Below are 16,018 nucleotides of genomic sequence, written 5' to 3'. Positions count from 1 at the left end.
GAGATGCGTTTAAATACTCTGTCTCCAGCCGAAGGGTCTAAGCACGCGCCGAAACGCCTGGGTCGTGGTATCGGCTCTGGTCTGGGTAAAACCGGTGGCCGCGGCCACAAAGGTCAGAAATCACGTTCTGGTGGTGGTGTACGTCGTGGGTTCGAAGGTGGTCAGATGCCGTTGTATCGTCGTCTGCCTAAATTCGGTTTCACCTCTCGCAAAGCTATGGTTACTGCGGAAATCCGTCTGTCTGACCTGGCTAATGTTGAAGGCGACGTAGTTGACCTGAACACGCTGAAAGCAGCAAACATTATCGGTATTCAGATTGAATTCGCGAAAGTGATTCTGTCTGGTGAGGTAGCTCGCCCGGTAACTGTTCGCGGTCTGCGTGTTACTAAAGGCGCACGAGCTGCTATCGAAGCTGCTGGCGGTAAAATCGAGGAATAAGTAGCAGATGGCAAAACAACCGGGATTAGATTTTCAAAGTGCTAAAGGTGGGCTTGGCGAGCTAAAACGCAGACTGTTGTTTGTTATTGGTGCGCTGATTGTTTTCCGCATTGGCTCTTTTATTCCGATCCCTGGTATTGATGCCACTGTTCTTGCCAAATTGCTCGAGCAACAGCGGGGCACCATCATTGAAATGTTTAACATGTTCTCTGGTGGTGCTCTGAGCCGAGCTTCCATCTTCGCGCTGGGTATTATGCCGTATATTTCGGCTTCAATTATTATCCAGTTGCTGACGGTCGTTCATCCGGCGTTGGCTGAATTGAAGAAGGAAGGGGAGTCTGGACGTCGTAAGATTAGCCAGTACACCCGTATCGGTACGTTGGTGTTGGCAGTATTTCAGTCAATCGGTATTGCTACCGGTTTACCGAATATGCCGGGAATGACTGGTCTGGTGATTAATCCAGGCATGGCATTCTATTTCACTGCTGTTGTTAGCCTGGTCACCGGGACAATGTTCCTGATGTGGTTAGGCGAACAGATTACGGAACGAGGTATTGGTAACGGTATCTCGATCATAATCTTTGCTGGTATTGTTGCAGGCCTTCCGCCTGCCATTGCACATACCATCGAGCAAGCGCGGCAAGGCGACCTGCACTTCCTCCTGTTGCTGTTGGTTGCAGTATTAGTATTTGCTGTCACCTTCTTTGTTGTATTTGTTGAACGTGGTCAACGCAGAATTGTGGTAAACTACGCGAAACGCCAACAAGGTCGTCGTGTCTATGCTGCACAGAGCACACATTTGCCGCTGAAAGTGAATATGGCTGGTGTAATCCCGGCTATCTTTGCTTCCAGTATTATTCTGTTCCCGGCAACCATAACTTCATGGTTCGGGGGCGGTACTGGTTGGAACTGGCTGACAACAATTTCGCTGTACTTGCAGCCTGGGCAACCGCTTTATGTGTTACTCTATGCGTCTGCAATCATCTTCTTCTGTTTCTTTTATACTGCGTTGGTTTTCAACCCGCGTGAAACAGCAGATAACCTGAAGAAGTCCGGTGCATTTGTACCAGGAATTCGTCCGGGAGAACAAACGGCGAAGTATATTGATAAAGTAATGACCCGCCTGACTTTGGTCGGTGCGCTGTATATTACTTTTATTTGCCTGATCCCGGAGTTCATGCGTGATGCGATGAAAGTGCCGTTCTACTTTGGTGGGACCTCACTGTTAATCGTCGTTGTTGTCATCATGGACTTTATGGCTCAAGTGCAAACTCTGATGATGTCCAGTCAGTATGAGTCTGCATTGAAAAAAGCGAACCTGAAAGGTTATGGCCGTTAATGGTCGCTTGAGAAGTTACGGAGAGTAAAAATGAAAGTTCGTGCTTCCGTCAAGAAATTATGCCGTAACTGCAAAATCGTTAAGCGCGAAGGTGTTATTCGTGTGATTTGCAGTGCCGAACCGAAACATAAACAGCGTCAAGGCTGATTATTTTCGCATATTTTTCTTGCAAAGTTGGGTTGAGCTGGCTAGATTAGCCAGCCAATCTTTTGTATGTCTGTGCGTATTCATTTGAGTATCCTGAAAACGGGCTTTTCAGTATGGTACGCACACATGAAATTATAGGAGTGCATAGTGGCCCGTATAGCAGGCATTAACATTCCTGATCAAAAACACGCTGTAATCGCATTAACGTCGATTTATGGTGTCGGCAAGACTCGTTCCAAAGCCATCTGTGCTGCGGCGGGTATCGCTGAAGATGTTAAGATCAGTGAGCTGTCTGAAGAACAAATCGACACGTTGCGTGACGAAGTTGCCAAATTTGTCGTTGAAGGTGATCTGCGCCGCGAAATCAGCATGAGCATCAAGCGTCTTATGGACCTTGGTTGCTATCGCGGTCTGCGTCATCGTCGTGGTCTGCCGGTTCGCGGTCAGCGTACCAAGACCAACGCCCGTACCCGTAAGGGTCCGCGCAAACCGATCAAGAAATAATCGGGGTGATTGAATAATGGCAAAGGCACCAATTCGTGCACGTAAACGTGTAAGAAAACAAGTCTCTGATGGCGTGGCTCATATCCATGCTTCTTTCAACAACACCATCGTTACTATCACTGATCGTCAGGGTAACGCACTGGGTTGGGCAACTGCCGGTGGTTCCGGTTTCCGTGGTTCTCGTAAATCCACTCCTTTCGCCGCTCAGGTTGCAGCTGAACGTTGCGCTGATGCAGTGAAAGAGTACGGAATTAAGAATCTGGAAGTTATGGTTAAGGGACCGGGTCCGGGTCGCGAATCTACTATTCGTGCTCTGAACGCCGCTGGTTTCCGCATCACTAATATTACTGATGTGACTCCGATCCCTCACAACGGTTGTCGTCCGCCGAAAAAACGTCGCGTATAACGCCCCGTTTTTAGGAATGTTGGAGAAAGAAAATGGCAAGATATTTGGGTCCTAAGCTCAAGCTGAGCCGTCGTGAGGGCACAGACCTGTTCCTTAAGTCTGGTGTTCGCGCGATCGATACCAAGTGTAAAATTGAACAAGCTCCTGGTCAGCATGGTGCGCGTAAACCGCGTCTGTCTGACTATGGTGTGCAGTTGCGTGAAAAACAAAAAGTTCGCCGTATCTATGGTGTTCTGGAACGTCAATTCCGTAACTACTACAAAGAAGCAGCACGTCTGAAAGGCAACACCGGTGAAAACCTGTTGGCTCTGCTGGAAGGTCGTCTTGACAACGTTGTCTACCGTATGGGCTTTGGCGCTACTCGTGCGGAAGCACGTCAGCTGGTAAGCCATAAAGCTATCATGGTTAACGGTCGTGTTGTTAATATCGCTTCTTATCAGGTGAGTCCGAACGATGTTGTTAGCGTTCGTGAGAAAGCGAAAAAGCAGTCTCGCGTGAAAGCCGCTCTGGAGCTGGCTGAGCAGCGTGAAAAGCCAACCTGGCTGGAAGTTGATGCTGGCAAGATGGAAGGTGTGTTCAAGCGTAAGCCTGAGCGTTCTGATCTGTCTGCGGACATTAACGAACACCTGATCGTCGAGCTTTACTCCAAGTAAAGCTTAGTACCAAAGAGAGGACACAATGCAGGGTTCTGTGACAGAGTTTCTTAAACCGCGCCTGGTCGATATCGAGCAAATGAGTTCGACGCACGCCAAGGTGACCCTTGAGCCGTTAGAGCGTGGCTTTGGCCATACTCTAGGTAACGCACTGCGCCGTATTCTGCTTTCATCGATGCCGGGTTGCGCGGTGACCGAGGTTGAGATTGATGGTGTACTGCATGAGTACAGCACCAAAGAAGGCGTACAGGAAGATATCCTGGAAATCCTGCTCAACCTGAAAGGGCTGGCGGTGAAAGTTCAGGGCAAAGATGAAGTTATTCTTACCCTGAATAAATCTGGCATTGGCCCTGTGATCGCAGCAGACATCACCCATGATGGTGATGTTGAAATCGTCAAGCCGCAGCATGTGATTTGCCACCTGACCGATGACAACGCATCTATTAATATGCGTATCAAAGTTCAACGTGGTCGTGGTTATGTGCCGGCCTCTGCCCGAATTCATTCGGAAGAAGATGAGCGCCCAATCGGCCGTCTGCTGGTCGATGCTTGCTACAGCCCTGTAGAGCGTATTGCCTACAATGTTGAAGCAGCTCGTGTTGAGCAGCGTACCGACCTGGATAAGCTGGTTATCGAAATGGAAACTAACGGCACAATCGATCCTGAAGAGGCGATTCGTCGTGCGGCTACCATCCTGGCTGAACAACTTGAAGCCTTTGTTGACTTGCGTGACGTACGTCAGCCGGAAGTTAAAGAAGAGAAGCCAGAATTCGATCCGATCTTGCTGCGCCCTGTTGACGATCTGGAATTGACTGTCCGCTCTGCTAACTGCCTCAAGGCAGAAGCTATCCACTACATCGGTGATCTGGTACAACGTACCGAGGTTGAGTTGCTGAAAACGCCGAACCTTGGTAAAAAATCTCTTACAGAGATTAAAGACGTGCTGGCTTCCCGTGGTCTGTCTCTGGGCATGCGCCTGGAAAACTGGCCACCAGCAAGCATTGCTGATGAGTAACCGGATCACAGGTTAAGGTTTTACTGAGAAGGATAAGGTCATGCGCCATCGTAAGAGTGGTCGTCAACTGAACCGCAACAGCAGCCATCGCCAGGCAATGTTCCGCAACATGGCTGGTTCACTGGTTCGTCATGAAATCATCAAGACGACCCTGCCAAAAGCGAAAGAGCTGCGTCGCGTAGTTGAGCCGCTGATTACTCTTGCCAAGACCGACAGCGTAGCTAATCGTCGTCTGGCATTCGCCCGCACTCGTGATAACGAGATCGTGGCAAAACTGTTTAATGAACTTGGTCCGCGTTTCGCGAGCCGTGCAGGTGGTTACACTCGTATTCTCAAGTGTGGCTTCCGTGCTGGTGATAATGCTCCGATGGCTTACATCGAGCTGGTTGATCGCGCTGAGTCTCAAGCAGAAGCTGCTGCAGAGTAATTTGCAGTAACGTAAAAAAGCCGGGCTTGCCCGGTTTTTTTATATCCAAAATTCAGACCTTGATCTAGAATTCAACCTTTGTTTGTTCATTTAATCACCGGGGTATTGATATGTGGTTAATTGACCAATGGGCTGAGAGGCACATTCTTGAAGCACAGAAAAAGGGTGATTTGGACAACCTCCCTGGCGAAGGACAACCTTTGGTGCTGGATGATGACTCTTTTGTACCCGAGTCCTTGCGTGCGGGTTATCGTCTCTTAAAAAATGCGGGATGCCTTCCACCTGAGCTTGAGCAGCGTAGGGAAGCACTTGAGCTCCATGAGTTACTTCAGGGTATCAAAGAGACTGAGCCTGAATTCCAGGAGATAAGCCAGCGTGTTGCATTGCTGGAACTTAAATTACGCCAGGCTGGTTTAAGTACTGATTTTCTTCATGGTTCCTATGGACTGTTAGTCAGAGAACGCTTTTCTGAGGACAACTAGCTATGTATCGTATAGGTGAAATTGCACGTTTAGCTGATGTTACGCCTGATACTATCCGTTATTACGAAAAGCAGAACATGATGGATCATGAAGTACGCACGGAAGGTGGTTTTCGGTTATATAGCGAAAATGATTTGCAGCGCCTGCGTTTTATTCGCTACGCAAGGCAACTTGGTTTTACTCTGGATTCAATCCGTGAATTACTCTCCATTCGGATTGACCCGGAACATCATACTTGCCGCGAGTCGAAGCAGATTGTGCAGAACCGGCTCACGGAAGTCGAATCCAGAATCGCCGAGCTTGAAGTAATGAGGCAGTCGTTAAAACGACTGGACGACGTTTGCTGTGGCACCGCTCACAGCAGTGTGTACTGTTCAATTCTTGAAGCACTGGAGCAGGGTGCAACAAAAATCCAACCGGAGAAAATATGAGTCACTATCAACATAAAAAAGGCAACATCAGAGATAATGCTTTGGAGGCCTTGCTTCATGATCCGTTATTTCGCCAACGTGTTGAGCGGAACAAGAAAGGAAAAGGTAGCTATTCTCGCAAAGCTAAATATGGGAAAAATAGCGGGCAGGAGGCCAGCAGTAAACAAGTAGATGCTTTTTTACTCCTGGCCTTCTTCGTACTAACCGCGACAGTTATGCATCTTTACTATTCTGGGCTTTAAGCAGATCACGGATTTCAGTCAGTAACACCTCTTCTGTGGAAGGCGCTGGCGGAGCTTTTGGTGCTTCTTTTTTCTGGTACAATTTATTCATCATCTTAACTACCATGAAGATGGCAAATGCTACGATGATAAAGTCAAAAATGTTCTGAATAAAAACACCATAGTGCATGACCACTGCCGGTATATCGCCTTCGGCCGGGCGCAATGTCACTGCAAACTGCTTAAAGTCAATTCCCCCGATCAACAACCCTAGCGGTGGCATAATGATATCAGCAACCAGCGACGAAACTATTTTCCCGAAAGCCGCGCCGATCACTACCCCAACAGCCAGGTCAATGACATTTCCACGCATCGCAAAAGCCCGAAACTCTTTGAATATACTCATACATTCTCCTTAAACAACACAACCCCAACCGGGCAATAGCGTTTTAGATGCCACTGGCCCAAATAAAGATAAGTAAATAGATTATATACAAAGAATTAACAGGGCGGATAACCGCCCCTGTATTCAGAGGAAAAATGGACTGGGCTGGAAGAGACGTTCTACGTCGCTGACATATTTTTTATCTGTCAGGAACATAATGACGTGATCCCCTTGTTCAATACGCAAATCATTGTTAGCTATCATTACATCATTACCGCGTACGACAGCACCAATAATGGTACCAGGTGGTAATTTTATTTCATCAATGACACGGCCAACGACTCTTGATGTACTTTCATCCCCATGTGCGACAGCCTCAATCGCTTCAGCAACTCCTCGTCTGAGTGAGGAAACTCCAACAATATCAGCTTTGCGTACATGGCTGAGTAGTGCAGAGATTGTTGCCTGCTGTGGAGATATTGCTATATCGATAACGCTGCCCTGAACCAGATCGACATAGGCTCTGCGCTGGATCAGTACCATTACTTTTTTGGCACCCATACGCTTTGCCAGCATTGCGGACATGATGTTGGCTTCATCATCATTGGTGACAGCAATGAACAGATCAACCTGATCAATATGCTCTTCTTGCAGCAGTTCCTGATCAGATGCGTCGCCGTAAAATACAATGGTATTTTGTAATTTCTCGGCCAACTCTGAGGCACGTTTCTGATCACGTTCGATCAACTTAACGCTATATTCTTTCTCCAGCCGTTTCGCTAAACCTGCCCCAATATTACCACCACCCACCAACATAATTCGTTTATAGGGTTTTTCCAGCCGCTGTAACTCGCTCATCACTGCACGGATGTGCTGCGAAGCCGCAATAAAAAAGACTTCATCACCTGCTTCGATAATGGTGGAGCCCTGAGGGCGAATAGGCCTGTCATGGCGAAATATTGCAGCTACCCGGGTATCTATGTGCGGCATATGTTCACGCATCGTAGAGAGTGCGTTACCTACAAGTGGGCCACCGTAATAGGCTTTGACGACCCCGAGGCTAACCTTGCCCTCGGCAAAGTTAACGACCTGAAGAGCCCCAGGATACTCAATCAGACGATAAATACTATCAATCACCAATTGTTCCGGGGCAATTAAGTGGTCAATTGGTACTGCGTCGGGTGTGAAGAGCTTTTGTGCATCACGGACATAATCTGATGCCCGTATGCGCGCAATGCGGTTTGGAGTATTAAATAACGAATAAGCAATCTGGCAGGCAACCATATTCGTTTCATCTGAACTGGTTACTGCGACCAGCATATCCGCATCATCAGCGCCTGCTTCTCGCAGTACTCTGGGATGTGAACCTGGCCCCTGCACAACGCGCAGGTCAAATTTATCTTGCAGACTACGTAACCTGTCGCCATTGGTATCCACGACAGTGATATCGTTATTTTCACCTACTAAGTTTTCTGCAAGGGTGCCTCCAACCTGACCTGCACCCAAAATGATAATTTTCATCAGTATTGTTTCTTCAGTTGTGCCTGGCAGGCTTGATTCATCATGACGCTTTGATTAGCTTAGCGTAAAAGAATCCATCTCCTTCATCTGGCCCTGGAAAATTTTGTTTTCCTGGCTCATCTGGCGTTCCTGTATCAACAAGTTTTGCATCAGCAAAGCTATGCAAAAACTGTTTAATTTGCTGGCTATTTTCCTCTGGCATAATGGAGCATGTTGCATATAACAGAGTGCCTCCTGGTTTTAAAAGGGGCCAGACAGCATTAAGAATCTCTCTCTGTAATTTTGCTAAGTCTTCTATATCGTTATTGCGCCGCAACCATTTTATATCCGGGTGGCGCCGTATTACTCCCGTCGCTGAGCAGGGCGCATCCAGCAAGATGCGATCAAACTGCCTGCCAGAACACCATTGCTCGGGATAGCGCCCATCGCCTGATTTGACTTCAGCCTTCATACCCAGACGTTTCAGGTTTTCATAAACCCGGCTAAGGCGCTTTTTGTCGATATCAACAGCCAAAACCTTAGCCTCTGGAGCGGCTTCCAGGATGTGAGTTGTTTTCCCTCCCGGGGCCGCACATAAATCCAGAATATCCTCGCCATTCTGCGGATTCAGCAACGCCACGCAACCCTGAGCTGATGCATCCTGTACGGTAACCCAACCGTCAGCGAAGCCGGGTAGCACAGCAACTGGTACTGGTGTTTCCAGCCTGATGGCATCAGGGTAGTTATGGTGAGTAAACCCATTCATACCTGCTTTTTGGAGTAGTTCAAGCCACGCATCACGCTGATGAAAGCGACGGTTTACCCGTAGCCACATCGGTGGGCGGTGGTTATTTGCTTCAACAATGCTTTCCCACTGCTGCGGCCAGGCCTGACGCAGACGGTTAAGCAGCCACTCAGGATGCCAGTAACGGGCTTCATGCTGCTGTAGTTCCGCCGTCAGGCTATCACTCTGGCGTTGGAATTGCCGTAATACGCCGTTAATGACCCCTTTAAACTGTTGTCGTTTAAGTACACTCGCACCCTCAACTGTCTCAGCGAGTGCGGCATGTGCGGGGATCCGGGTGTGAATTAACTGGTAAAGACCAACGGCGATCAGATAATGGATGACTTTATGCTTGCCTTGCAACGGGCGGGACATCAACTGGCTGATCAGCCACTCCAGTTCTGGCAATGTACGCAGGGTACCAAAGCACAGTTCTTGTAAGAGTGATTTGTCTTTGTCAGAAACACGTTCCTGAAGCGGTGGCAGAACATCACTAAGTGACAATTTCTGCTCCATAACCTGGTCTATTGCCTGTGCTGCCAGGCTGCGTAAGTTTTGAGATCGTTTCATTGCTACAGTCTGGTTTTCCAGCCGTCAGAAATAAAAAGGCCCGGACAAGTCCGGGCTGTGAATAAGATGCTTATCAGGCAAGGGTAGTCCCTGGGGTGAACCATTCTTTCCTTGAATTGAGAATATCCTGGGCCGACATCGGCTTTTTACCGGCGGGCTGCAATATCTCTATGTTCAGAATGCCTTGCTGTGTAGCAACCTGAATACCGTGTTTATCTGCTGCAACGACAGTCCCGGGGTGTTCATTAACCTGAGTCTCAATGACTGATGCCTGCCAGACTTTTACCGGTTGTTCATCAATCATTAAAAAACTTACAGGCCAGGGATTAAATGCACGAATGCAGCGCTCAAGTTGGGCTGCCGGTAATGACCAGTCAAGCCGGGCTTCTTCTTTACTGAGCTTTTCAGCGTAGGTAACCAGGGCTTCGTCTTGTTTTTCTGGTGTAATACCCGACACGGCCAACTGATCAAGCGTGTATAACAGCCCATCAGGTCCAATGGCAGCAAGCTTGTCATACAAGGTGGCGCTGGTGTCTTCGGAAGTAATCGGACAGGCTATCTTGTGCAGCATATCGCCGGTATCAAGACCTTTATCCATTTGCATGATGGTTACGCCAGTCTGCTCATCTCCGGCCCATAATGCGCGCTGAATCGGCGCAGCGCCACGCCAGCGAGGAAGCAGGGAACCATGTACATTAATGCAGCCCAAACGAGGCATGGATAATACAGCTGCTGGTAGCAGCAGGCCATAAGCAACCACGACCATCACATCTGCATTACACTGGGCAACTAATGCCTGGTTTTCCTGTGGACGCAGGCTGGCTGGTTGATAGACAGGGATCTCATGCTCCTGAGCCAGTGTTTTTACTGGGCCTGCCATTAGTTTTTTCCCGCGCCCGGCAGGGCGATCGGGTTGTGTAAAAACAGCAACCACTTCATGCTCTGAAGCTATCAGCGCATCCAGATGGCGTGCTGCGAAATCAGGTGTTCCGGCGAAAATAATACGAAGAGAATTTGCCACGTGGTTTTTAGCTCCGTGCAGTTACGCTTCGCGCGCACTCAGTCTTGACATTTTTTCAAGCTTCTGACGAATACGTTGGCGTTTCAGTGGGGACAGGTAATCAACAAATAATTTGCCTACCAGGTGATCCATTTCATGTTGAATACAAATGGCAAGCAGACCATCCGTTTCCAGCTCAAAGGCCTGGCCGTCACGGTTTAATGCACGTACTTTGACTGTTTCAGCACGAGGAACCAAAGCCCGCTGCTCGGGAATAGAAAGGCAGCCTTCTTCAATTCCGGTATCACCACTTTTTTCCAGTAGTTCAGGGTTAATCAGAACTAACTGTTCATCGCGGTTTTCCGAAACATCAATGACAATGATACGCTGATGAATATCTACTTGTGTTGCAGCCAGGCCAATGCCTTCTTCTGCGTACATGGTCTCGAACATATCATCGACGATACGCTGAATTTCTGCATTAACCTCTTTGACCGGTTCAGCGATAGTGCGAAGTCGCTCGTCCGGGAAATGTAAAATCTGCAATACTGACATATTTATCCAGAGCTGTGTTCAAAAGTTAAACGGATACTTCCTTCCTATTCTAGACATTTCCGAGCCCGATTGACAGTATCCCTCGTCAATCACAGAAATTGCTGAGGTTGCAGGAATGAGTTTGTCGGAAACGGAAATCTGGCTGCGATTAATGAATGTTTCGTCAGTGTATGGCGATATCGCGCATATGCTCTTTTGTCAGTTACGGGAAACCCCTTCCTGTACTCCTGCAATATTGCGTTCTGTCGGTTGTAGTGAAACCCAAATAAAACAGTTTTTTTCTCCCACTGCACAGCAAGTCACTCAGGCGCTGAACTGGCTTGATATCGAACATCATCATCTGTTGACCATCGCGGATGCAATGTACCCTACGCCATTAAAAGCCATTAATGATTTTCCGGTTGCGCTATTTGTTAAAGGCGATTTGTCGGTACTGAATACACCACAATTAGCTATAGTCGGAAGCCGCAGCCTTTCCTGGTACGGAGAGCATTGGTGCCGGCAATTTGCTTCATCTCTTGCCGAACGGCTAACAATTACCAGTGGGCTTGCGATTGGTATTGATGGCGTGGCGCATAATGCAGCACTTGAGGCAGGCGGAAAAACCGTTGCTGTTTTAGGGAATGGTTTAAATACAATCTACCCGCCTCGCCATCGTTCACTGGCAAAAGATATTCAGTCAAATGGGGGCGCGATTGTCTCTGAGTTTCCTTTATGGATCACGCCTAAGCCCGCTAATTTCCCACGGCGTAATCGAATTATTAGTGGGTTAAGTTACGGGGTTTTGGTGATTGAAGCGACGCTGAAAAGTGGTTCGTTGATTACAGCGCGTTGTGCGCTTGAACATGGGCGAGATGTTTTTGCGTTACCGGGCCCGTTAAGTAATCCAGGCAGTGAGGGTCCACACTGGTTGATTCAACAGGGTGCACAGCTGGTTTCTCAACCTGGCGATATTATTGATTCACTCGGTGAAACTGTCAGCGTATTAGCAAAACAGGCGTTGAAGTTAAATAATTCAGTGGATCATGCCATCCCTCCATTGCCATTTCCTGAGCTGTTGGCTAACGTAGGAGATGAGGTAACACCTGTTGACGTCGTCGCTGAACGTGCCGGCCAACCTGTGCCAGTGACCGTAGTCCAATTACTTGAGCTGGAGTTAGCAGGGTGGATCGCAGCTGTACCCGGCGGCTATGTCCGATTGAGGAGGGCATGCCATGTTCGACGTACTAATTTATCTGTTTGAAACATATATCCAGAATCAGGCTGAAGTTCAGGTTGATCAGGATAAATTAACCCGTGATTTAGCTGATGTAGGGTTTGATCGCGACGATATCTACAATGCATTATCCTGGCTGGAAAAACTGGCGGATTACCAGGATGGGTTAGTTGAGCCAATGCAGTTGGCGTCCGACCCTTTGTCTATGCGCATTTTCACGGATGAAGAAAGCCAGCGACTGGATTCCAGTTGCCGGGGGTTCTTGCTGTTCCTGGAACAAATACAGGTGCTAAACCTCGAGACACGTGAAATGGTGATTGAGCGTGTTATGGCATTGGATACAAGTGAGTTTGACCTTGAAGACCTGAAATGGGTCGTGTTGATGGTGTTGTTCAATCTGCCAGGTTGTGAAAACGCTTATCAACAGATGGAAGAACTTCTTTTTGAGGTAAATGAAGGTATGCTTCACTGATTATTCAGTGAAGTGTAAGTGATATGGCAAAAGATGCACTCTTTTCAGTGCCTGAACAGTCGCCCTGCCCGAAGTGTGGGGCGCCGTTATTAATTCGTACCGGGAAGCATGGACCGTTTCTCGGTTGTTCTCAGTACCCTGGTTGTGACTACCTGCGTCCTTTAAAACCCTCATCAGATGGGCATATCGTTAAGGTGCTTGAAGGGCAACAGTGCCCTGTATGCCAGTCAGTCCTGGTGTTACGCCAGGGGCGTTTTGGAATGTTCATTGGTTGTAGCCAATATCCGGAATGTGGGCATACTGAACTTATCGATAAGCCTGATAATACGGCTATTTCTTGCCCTCAATGCAAGCAGGGGCACCTGGTGCAGCGGCGTTCTCGTTATGGGAAAACATTTCATGCCTGTAACCGCTTCCCCGAGTGCCAGTTTGCTGTAAATTTTACGCCTGTAGCAGGGGTGTGTGAGGAATGCCATTACCCCTTGTTAATTGAGAAGAAAACGGCACAAGGCGTTAAACGCTTCTGTGCCAGTAAACAATGTGGAAAGCCGGTAACGGTAGATAAAGAAAGTGAATAACAACCTGCAAAATAACGCGCTGAACGATATCGTTCGCGTTTTAGAAGAAGAAAATGTCATCGCCTACCCCACTGAAGCTGTATTTGGTGTGGGGTGTGATCCTGATAGTGAAACCGCAGTGATGCGCTTATTGGCGTTGAAGCAACGTCCTATTGATAAGGGGTTAATTCTTATCGCTGCAAATTTTGAACAATTACGCCCTTATATTGATGAATCTTCTCTGAGCCCTGAACAGCTCCAAAGTGTATTTGCGTGCTGGCCAGGTCCGGTCACTTTTGTCTTTCCTGCGAAACCGGATACACCCATATGGTTAACAGGGCGCTTTGATTCATTAGCTGTGCGTGTCACTAATCATCCACTGGTAGTAGATTTATGTCTCGCTTTCGGTAAACCGTTAGTTTCGACAAGTGCTAATTTGAGTGGGTTACCGCCGTGCCGTACCACTGAAGAAGTTCGTGCTCAATTTGGTGATGGCTTTCCTGTGGTTGATGGCTTAACAGGTGGAAGGCAAAATCCATCTGAAATCAGAGACGCATTAACTGGCAAACTCTTTCGGCAAGGATAATTATGGAAACATTCGCTGTCTTTGGTAACCCTATTGCGCATAGCAAATCCCCTCAAATACATGCCTGGTTCTCTGAAGAAACGGGGATTGTTCACCCTTATGGGTATGTTCTGGCTCCCGTTGATGGTTTTAAAGAATCTATTGGCGCTTTTTTTGCGAATGGGGGAAGGGGGGCGAATGTTACGGTGCCGTTTAAAGAACAGGCGTTTGAGTTTGCTGACACACTAACGCAAAGAGCAACATTGGCCGGGGCAGTGAATACGCTAAAACTGTTGGACGATGGACAGGTGCTGGGTGATAACACGGATGGTGTTGGGCTTGTCAGTGACTTACAACGGTTGGGGTTTTTGCCTTCCGGAGCACGTATTTTGTTGCTGGGTGCAGGAGGGGCGTCCAGAGGCGTCATTCTGCCCTTGTTAGCACAAACATGCGATATTGTAATTGCCAACCGGACGTTTAATAAAGCTCAGTCATTGGCCGCGCATTTCTCCACTTACGGAAATGTGAGTGCCTGTGAGTATTCTGCGCTGGATGGTAAAGTTTTTGACCTCATTATCAATGCAACTTCCAGCGGCATCAGCGGCGATATTCCTCCGCTCCCGGTTTCACTACTGCATCATAATATCAGTTGTTATGACATGTTTTATCAGGCCGGGCCTACGCCTTTTTTAATGTGGGCAATGCAGCACCATGTTCAGCAACTTGCAGATGGGTTGGGTATGCTGGTTGGCCAGGCTGCTCATTCATTTATGCTTTGGCATGGTGTTTTACCAGAAACAGTCCCGGTGATTGAAAAGCTAAAACGAGTGTTGAGTGCATGAACCAGTCGATTCAGTTCCCGGACAGAGAGGAATGGCATGTTGAGCATCAGGCTGTTGTTTTTCCTGCGCTGGTGGGTGGTATGCAGGTCTTTTGCGCTATCAGCAAGCTGGTTTTAGCACAACGGTTTGGTGAGCATACTGCTGAAGAATACCTGAATCTATTCAGATCCCATCGCTGGGATCTGGAGGAAGAGGCTGAAGTATTGATCAATGCGCAACAGGAAGATGCTCAAGGTTGGTACTGGTTATCCTGAGCCAGGTACTCTGCTTTCCATTTTACATAGTTATCTGCAGAGTATTTCAGGCTTTGGATTTCGTCTGCAGATAGTGGGCGCACTTGTTTAACAGGGCTTCCAATATATAAAAATCCGCTTGCCAGTTTTTTCCCGGGTGGCACCAGGCTACCAGCACCAATCATGACATCATTACCAATTTCAGCACCATCAAGCAGGATGGAACCCATACCGACTAATACTCTGTCACCTATTTTACATCCGTGAAGCATTGCCTTGTGACCAATAGTTACGTCTTGCCCAATGATTAACGGGTAGCCTTCAGGGTGTGAAGGTGATTTATGCGTGACATGTAAGACACTTCCGTCCTGGACATTTGTCCTGTCACCAATAGCAACGTAATTGACATCCCCGCGGATAGCGACAAGCGGCCAGATGCTGACATCATCTCCCAGTCTTACATCACCAATAAGCACACTGGAGGGATCGACCATGACCTGGCGCCCGGCTGAAGGATATAAATTCTGGTATTGACGGAAAACCTGGGGCATAGCTACCTCAATTCAATAGTCTGAAAGGTTAACTTTGACGATCAGAAAGGGAAATTCAAGGTGAAATGTACATAAAACAAACGTTGAAGTGCATGAATTCAGCAAAAAGGTTGAAAAACCCACACTTAGAAAAAAAGATCGAAAAAAGGCTTGTGCATCTGAGCGGGATCCCTATAATGCGCCTCCATCGACACGGCGGCACGCTTCACTGAGTGCAGTAAGCCGGGAAGATAAAGAGAAAAAATCCTGAAAAATTGGGTTGACTCTGAAAGAGGAAAGCGTAATATACGCCACCTCGCGACAGCAGGCAGAATGCCGGGTCGCACTGCTCTTTAACAATTTATCAGACAATCTGTGTGGGCACTCATAAGCACTGATATCTTAACGTCGAAAGACGCTAAAAATTATCAAGTCTTAAAGAGTGACTAACAGTTAATTCATTACGAATAAACAGTTTAATTCTTTGAGCATCAAACTTTAAATTGAAGAGTTTGATCATGGCTCAGATTGAACGCTGGCGGCAGGCCTAACACATGCAAGTCGAGCGGTAACAGGAAGAAGCTTGCTTCTTTGCTGACGAGCGGCGGACGGGTGAGTAATGTCTGGGAAACTGCCTGATGGAGGGGGATAACTACTGGAAACGGTAGCTAATACCGCATAACGTCGCAAGACCAAAGAGGGGGACCTTCGGGCCTCTTGCCATCGGATGTGCCCAGATGGGATTA

The 16,018-nt window shown here is 47.9% G+C and carries 23 protein-coding genes and 1 rRNA gene; 18 read left to right on the top strand and 6 right to left on the bottom strand.

The window, feature by feature from the left end; translation table 11 throughout:
• Positions 1-3: 3 nt before the first annotated feature.
• The 11 genes from rplO (at position 4) to DT73_RS18110 (ending at position 6,084) form a co-directional block, all read left to right on the top strand.
• The gene (rplO, locus tag DT73_RS18160; protein WP_036112811.1) at positions 4-438 is read left to right on the top strand and encodes a 50S ribosomal protein L15; all 435 of its coding nucleotides are present in this window, start codon (positions 4-6) and stop codon (positions 436-438) included.
• 7 nt (positions 439-445) lie between these two features.
• Positions 446-1,777, top strand: a complete 1,332-nt coding sequence (gene secY, locus DT73_RS18155) for a preprotein translocase subunit SecY (RefSeq protein ID WP_036112808.1) — start codon at positions 446-448, stop codon at positions 1,775-1,777.
• Positions 1,778-1,807: 30 nt separating this feature from the next.
• Positions 1,808-1,924: a 50S ribosomal protein L36 gene (gene rpmJ, locus DT73_RS18150; protein ID WP_015960705.1), complete on the top strand. Its 117-nt coding sequence runs from the start codon at positions 1,808-1,810 to the stop codon at positions 1,922-1,924.
• Positions 1,925-2,071: 147 nt separating this feature from the next.
• Positions 2,072-2,428: a 30S ribosomal protein S13 gene (gene rpsM / locus DT73_RS18145; protein WP_036112799.1), complete on the top strand. Its 357-nt coding sequence runs from the start codon at positions 2,072-2,074 to the stop codon at positions 2,426-2,428.
• A gap of 16 nt (positions 2,429-2,444) precedes the next feature.
• Positions 2,445-2,834, top strand: coding sequence for a 30S ribosomal protein S11 (gene rpsK / locus DT73_RS18140; protein WP_001029684.1), 390 nt, complete (start codon positions 2,445-2,447; stop codon positions 2,832-2,834).
• Positions 2,835-2,866: 32 nt separating this feature from the next.
• Entirely contained in the window at positions 2,867-3,487 is a 621-nt protein-coding gene (rpsD, locus tag DT73_RS18135; RefSeq protein ID WP_036112787.1) for a 30S ribosomal protein S4, read from the top strand.
• 25 nt (positions 3,488-3,512) lie between these two features.
• On the top strand, positions 3,513-4,502 hold the full coding sequence (rpoA, locus tag DT73_RS18130) for a DNA-directed RNA polymerase subunit alpha (RefSeq protein WP_036112784.1): 990 nt from the start codon (positions 3,513-3,515) through the stop codon (positions 4,500-4,502).
• A gap of 40 nt (positions 4,503-4,542) precedes the next feature.
• Positions 4,543-4,929, top strand: coding sequence for a 50S ribosomal protein L17 (gene rplQ / locus DT73_RS18125; RefSeq protein ID WP_036112778.1), 387 nt, complete (start codon positions 4,543-4,545; stop codon positions 4,927-4,929).
• 110 nt (positions 4,930-5,039) lie between these two features.
• Positions 5,040-5,411, top strand: coding sequence for a DUF1992 domain-containing protein (locus DT73_RS18120; protein ID WP_036112765.1), 372 nt, complete (start codon positions 5,040-5,042; stop codon positions 5,409-5,411).
• A gap of 2 nt (positions 5,412-5,413) precedes the next feature.
• Positions 5,414-5,842 (top strand): Zn(2+)-responsive transcriptional regulator, encoded by a 429-nt coding sequence (gene zntR, locus DT73_RS18115; protein WP_036112761.1) that lies wholly within the window; start codon positions 5,414-5,416, stop codon positions 5,840-5,842.
• A complete protein-coding gene (locus DT73_RS18110) occupies positions 5,839-6,084 on the top strand; it encodes an alternative ribosome-rescue factor A (protein ID WP_036112758.1) in 246 nt (81 codons plus the stop codon). Before zntR ends, DT73_RS18110 begins: the two co-directional genes overlap by 4 nt.
• Here the strand turns inward: DT73_RS18110 and mscL are convergent.
• From mscL to def, 5 genes are all read right to left on the bottom strand, one after another.
• Positions 6,056-6,469 (bottom strand): large-conductance mechanosensitive channel protein MscL, encoded by a 414-nt coding sequence (gene mscL, locus DT73_RS18105; protein WP_036112755.1) that lies wholly within the window; start codon positions 6,467-6,469, stop codon positions 6,056-6,058. The genes DT73_RS18110 and mscL overlap by 29 nt on opposite strands.
• Positions 6,470-6,592: 123 nt before the next feature.
• Positions 6,593-7,969 carry a Trk system potassium transporter TrkA gene (gene trkA / locus DT73_RS18100; RefSeq protein WP_036112752.1) on the bottom strand — a complete coding sequence of 459 codons (1,377 nt, stop codon included), beginning with the start codon at positions 7,967-7,969 and terminating at the stop codon, positions 6,593-6,595.
• Between the two features lie 40 nt (positions 7,970-8,009).
• Positions 8,010-9,302: a 16S rRNA (cytosine(967)-C(5))-methyltransferase RsmB gene (rsmB, locus tag DT73_RS18095; protein ID WP_036112748.1), complete on the bottom strand. Its 1,293-nt coding sequence runs from the start codon at positions 9,300-9,302 to the stop codon at positions 8,010-8,012.
• Positions 9,303-9,375: 73 nt separating this feature from the next.
• A complete protein-coding gene (fmt, locus tag DT73_RS18090; RefSeq protein ID WP_036112745.1) occupies positions 9,376-10,323 on the bottom strand; it encodes a methionyl-tRNA formyltransferase in 948 nt (315 codons plus the stop codon).
• Positions 10,324-10,344: 21 nt separating this feature from the next.
• A complete protein-coding gene (gene def / locus DT73_RS18085; protein ID WP_036112742.1) occupies positions 10,345-10,857 on the bottom strand; it encodes a peptide deformylase in 513 nt (170 codons plus the stop codon).
• Positions 10,858-10,978: 121 nt separating this feature from the next.
• On the opposite strand from def, the gene dprA reads away from it, so the two are divergent.
• Genes dprA through DT73_RS18055 form a run of 6 tightly spaced genes read left to right on the top strand, consistent with a single transcriptional unit; the run spans position 10,979 to position 14,763 of the window.
• Positions 10,979-12,100, top strand: a complete 1,122-nt coding sequence (gene dprA / locus DT73_RS18080; RefSeq protein ID WP_036112895.1) for a DNA-protecting protein DprA — start codon at positions 10,979-10,981, stop codon at positions 12,098-12,100.
• Positions 12,072-12,545: a DUF494 family protein Smg gene (smg, locus tag DT73_RS18075; protein ID WP_036112740.1), complete on the top strand. Its 474-nt coding sequence runs from the start codon at positions 12,072-12,074 to the stop codon at positions 12,543-12,545. Before dprA ends, smg begins: the two co-directional genes overlap by 29 nt.
• Positions 12,546-12,568: 23 nt before the next feature.
• A complete protein-coding gene (locus DT73_RS18070; protein WP_036112735.1) occupies positions 12,569-13,123 on the top strand; it encodes a type I DNA topoisomerase in 555 nt (184 codons plus the stop codon).
• A complete protein-coding gene (gene tsaC / locus DT73_RS18065; protein WP_036112733.1) occupies positions 13,116-13,688 on the top strand; it encodes an L-threonylcarbamoyladenylate synthase type 1 TsaC in 573 nt (190 codons plus the stop codon). Before DT73_RS18070 ends, tsaC begins: the two co-directional genes overlap by 8 nt.
• 2 nt (positions 13,689-13,690) lie before the next feature.
• Positions 13,691-14,509 carry a shikimate dehydrogenase gene (aroE, locus tag DT73_RS18060; RefSeq protein ID WP_036112730.1) on the top strand — a complete coding sequence of 273 codons (819 nt, stop codon included), beginning with the start codon at positions 13,691-13,693 and terminating at the stop codon, positions 14,507-14,509.
• Positions 14,506-14,763, top strand: coding sequence for a DUF1488 domain-containing protein (locus DT73_RS18055; protein WP_036112728.1), 258 nt, complete (start codon positions 14,506-14,508; stop codon positions 14,761-14,763). Before aroE ends, DT73_RS18055 begins: the two co-directional genes overlap by 4 nt.
• On the opposite strand, the gene DT73_RS18050 is transcribed toward DT73_RS18055, so the two are convergent.
• Positions 14,739-15,293, bottom strand: coding sequence for a gamma carbonic anhydrase family protein (locus DT73_RS18050; RefSeq protein WP_036112723.1), 555 nt, complete (start codon positions 15,291-15,293; stop codon positions 14,739-14,741). The two genes, DT73_RS18055 and DT73_RS18050, sit on opposite strands and share 25 nt — an antisense overlap.
• Positions 15,294-15,772: 479 nt before the next feature.
• Here DT73_RS18050 and DT73_RS18045 point away from each other — a divergent pair.
• Positions 15,773-16,018 (top strand): 16S ribosomal RNA (locus DT73_RS18045); the annotation flags it as partial.

Origin of the sequence: Mangrovibacter sp. MFB070, from assembly GCF_000705335.1 — a bacterium.
GTDB classification, from domain to species: Bacteria; Pseudomonadota; Gammaproteobacteria; order Enterobacterales; family Enterobacteriaceae; genus Mangrovibacter; species Mangrovibacter plantisponsor.
Note: the sequence above shows the minus strand (reverse complement) of the source record. Positions and strands in the feature narration are given on the sequence as shown.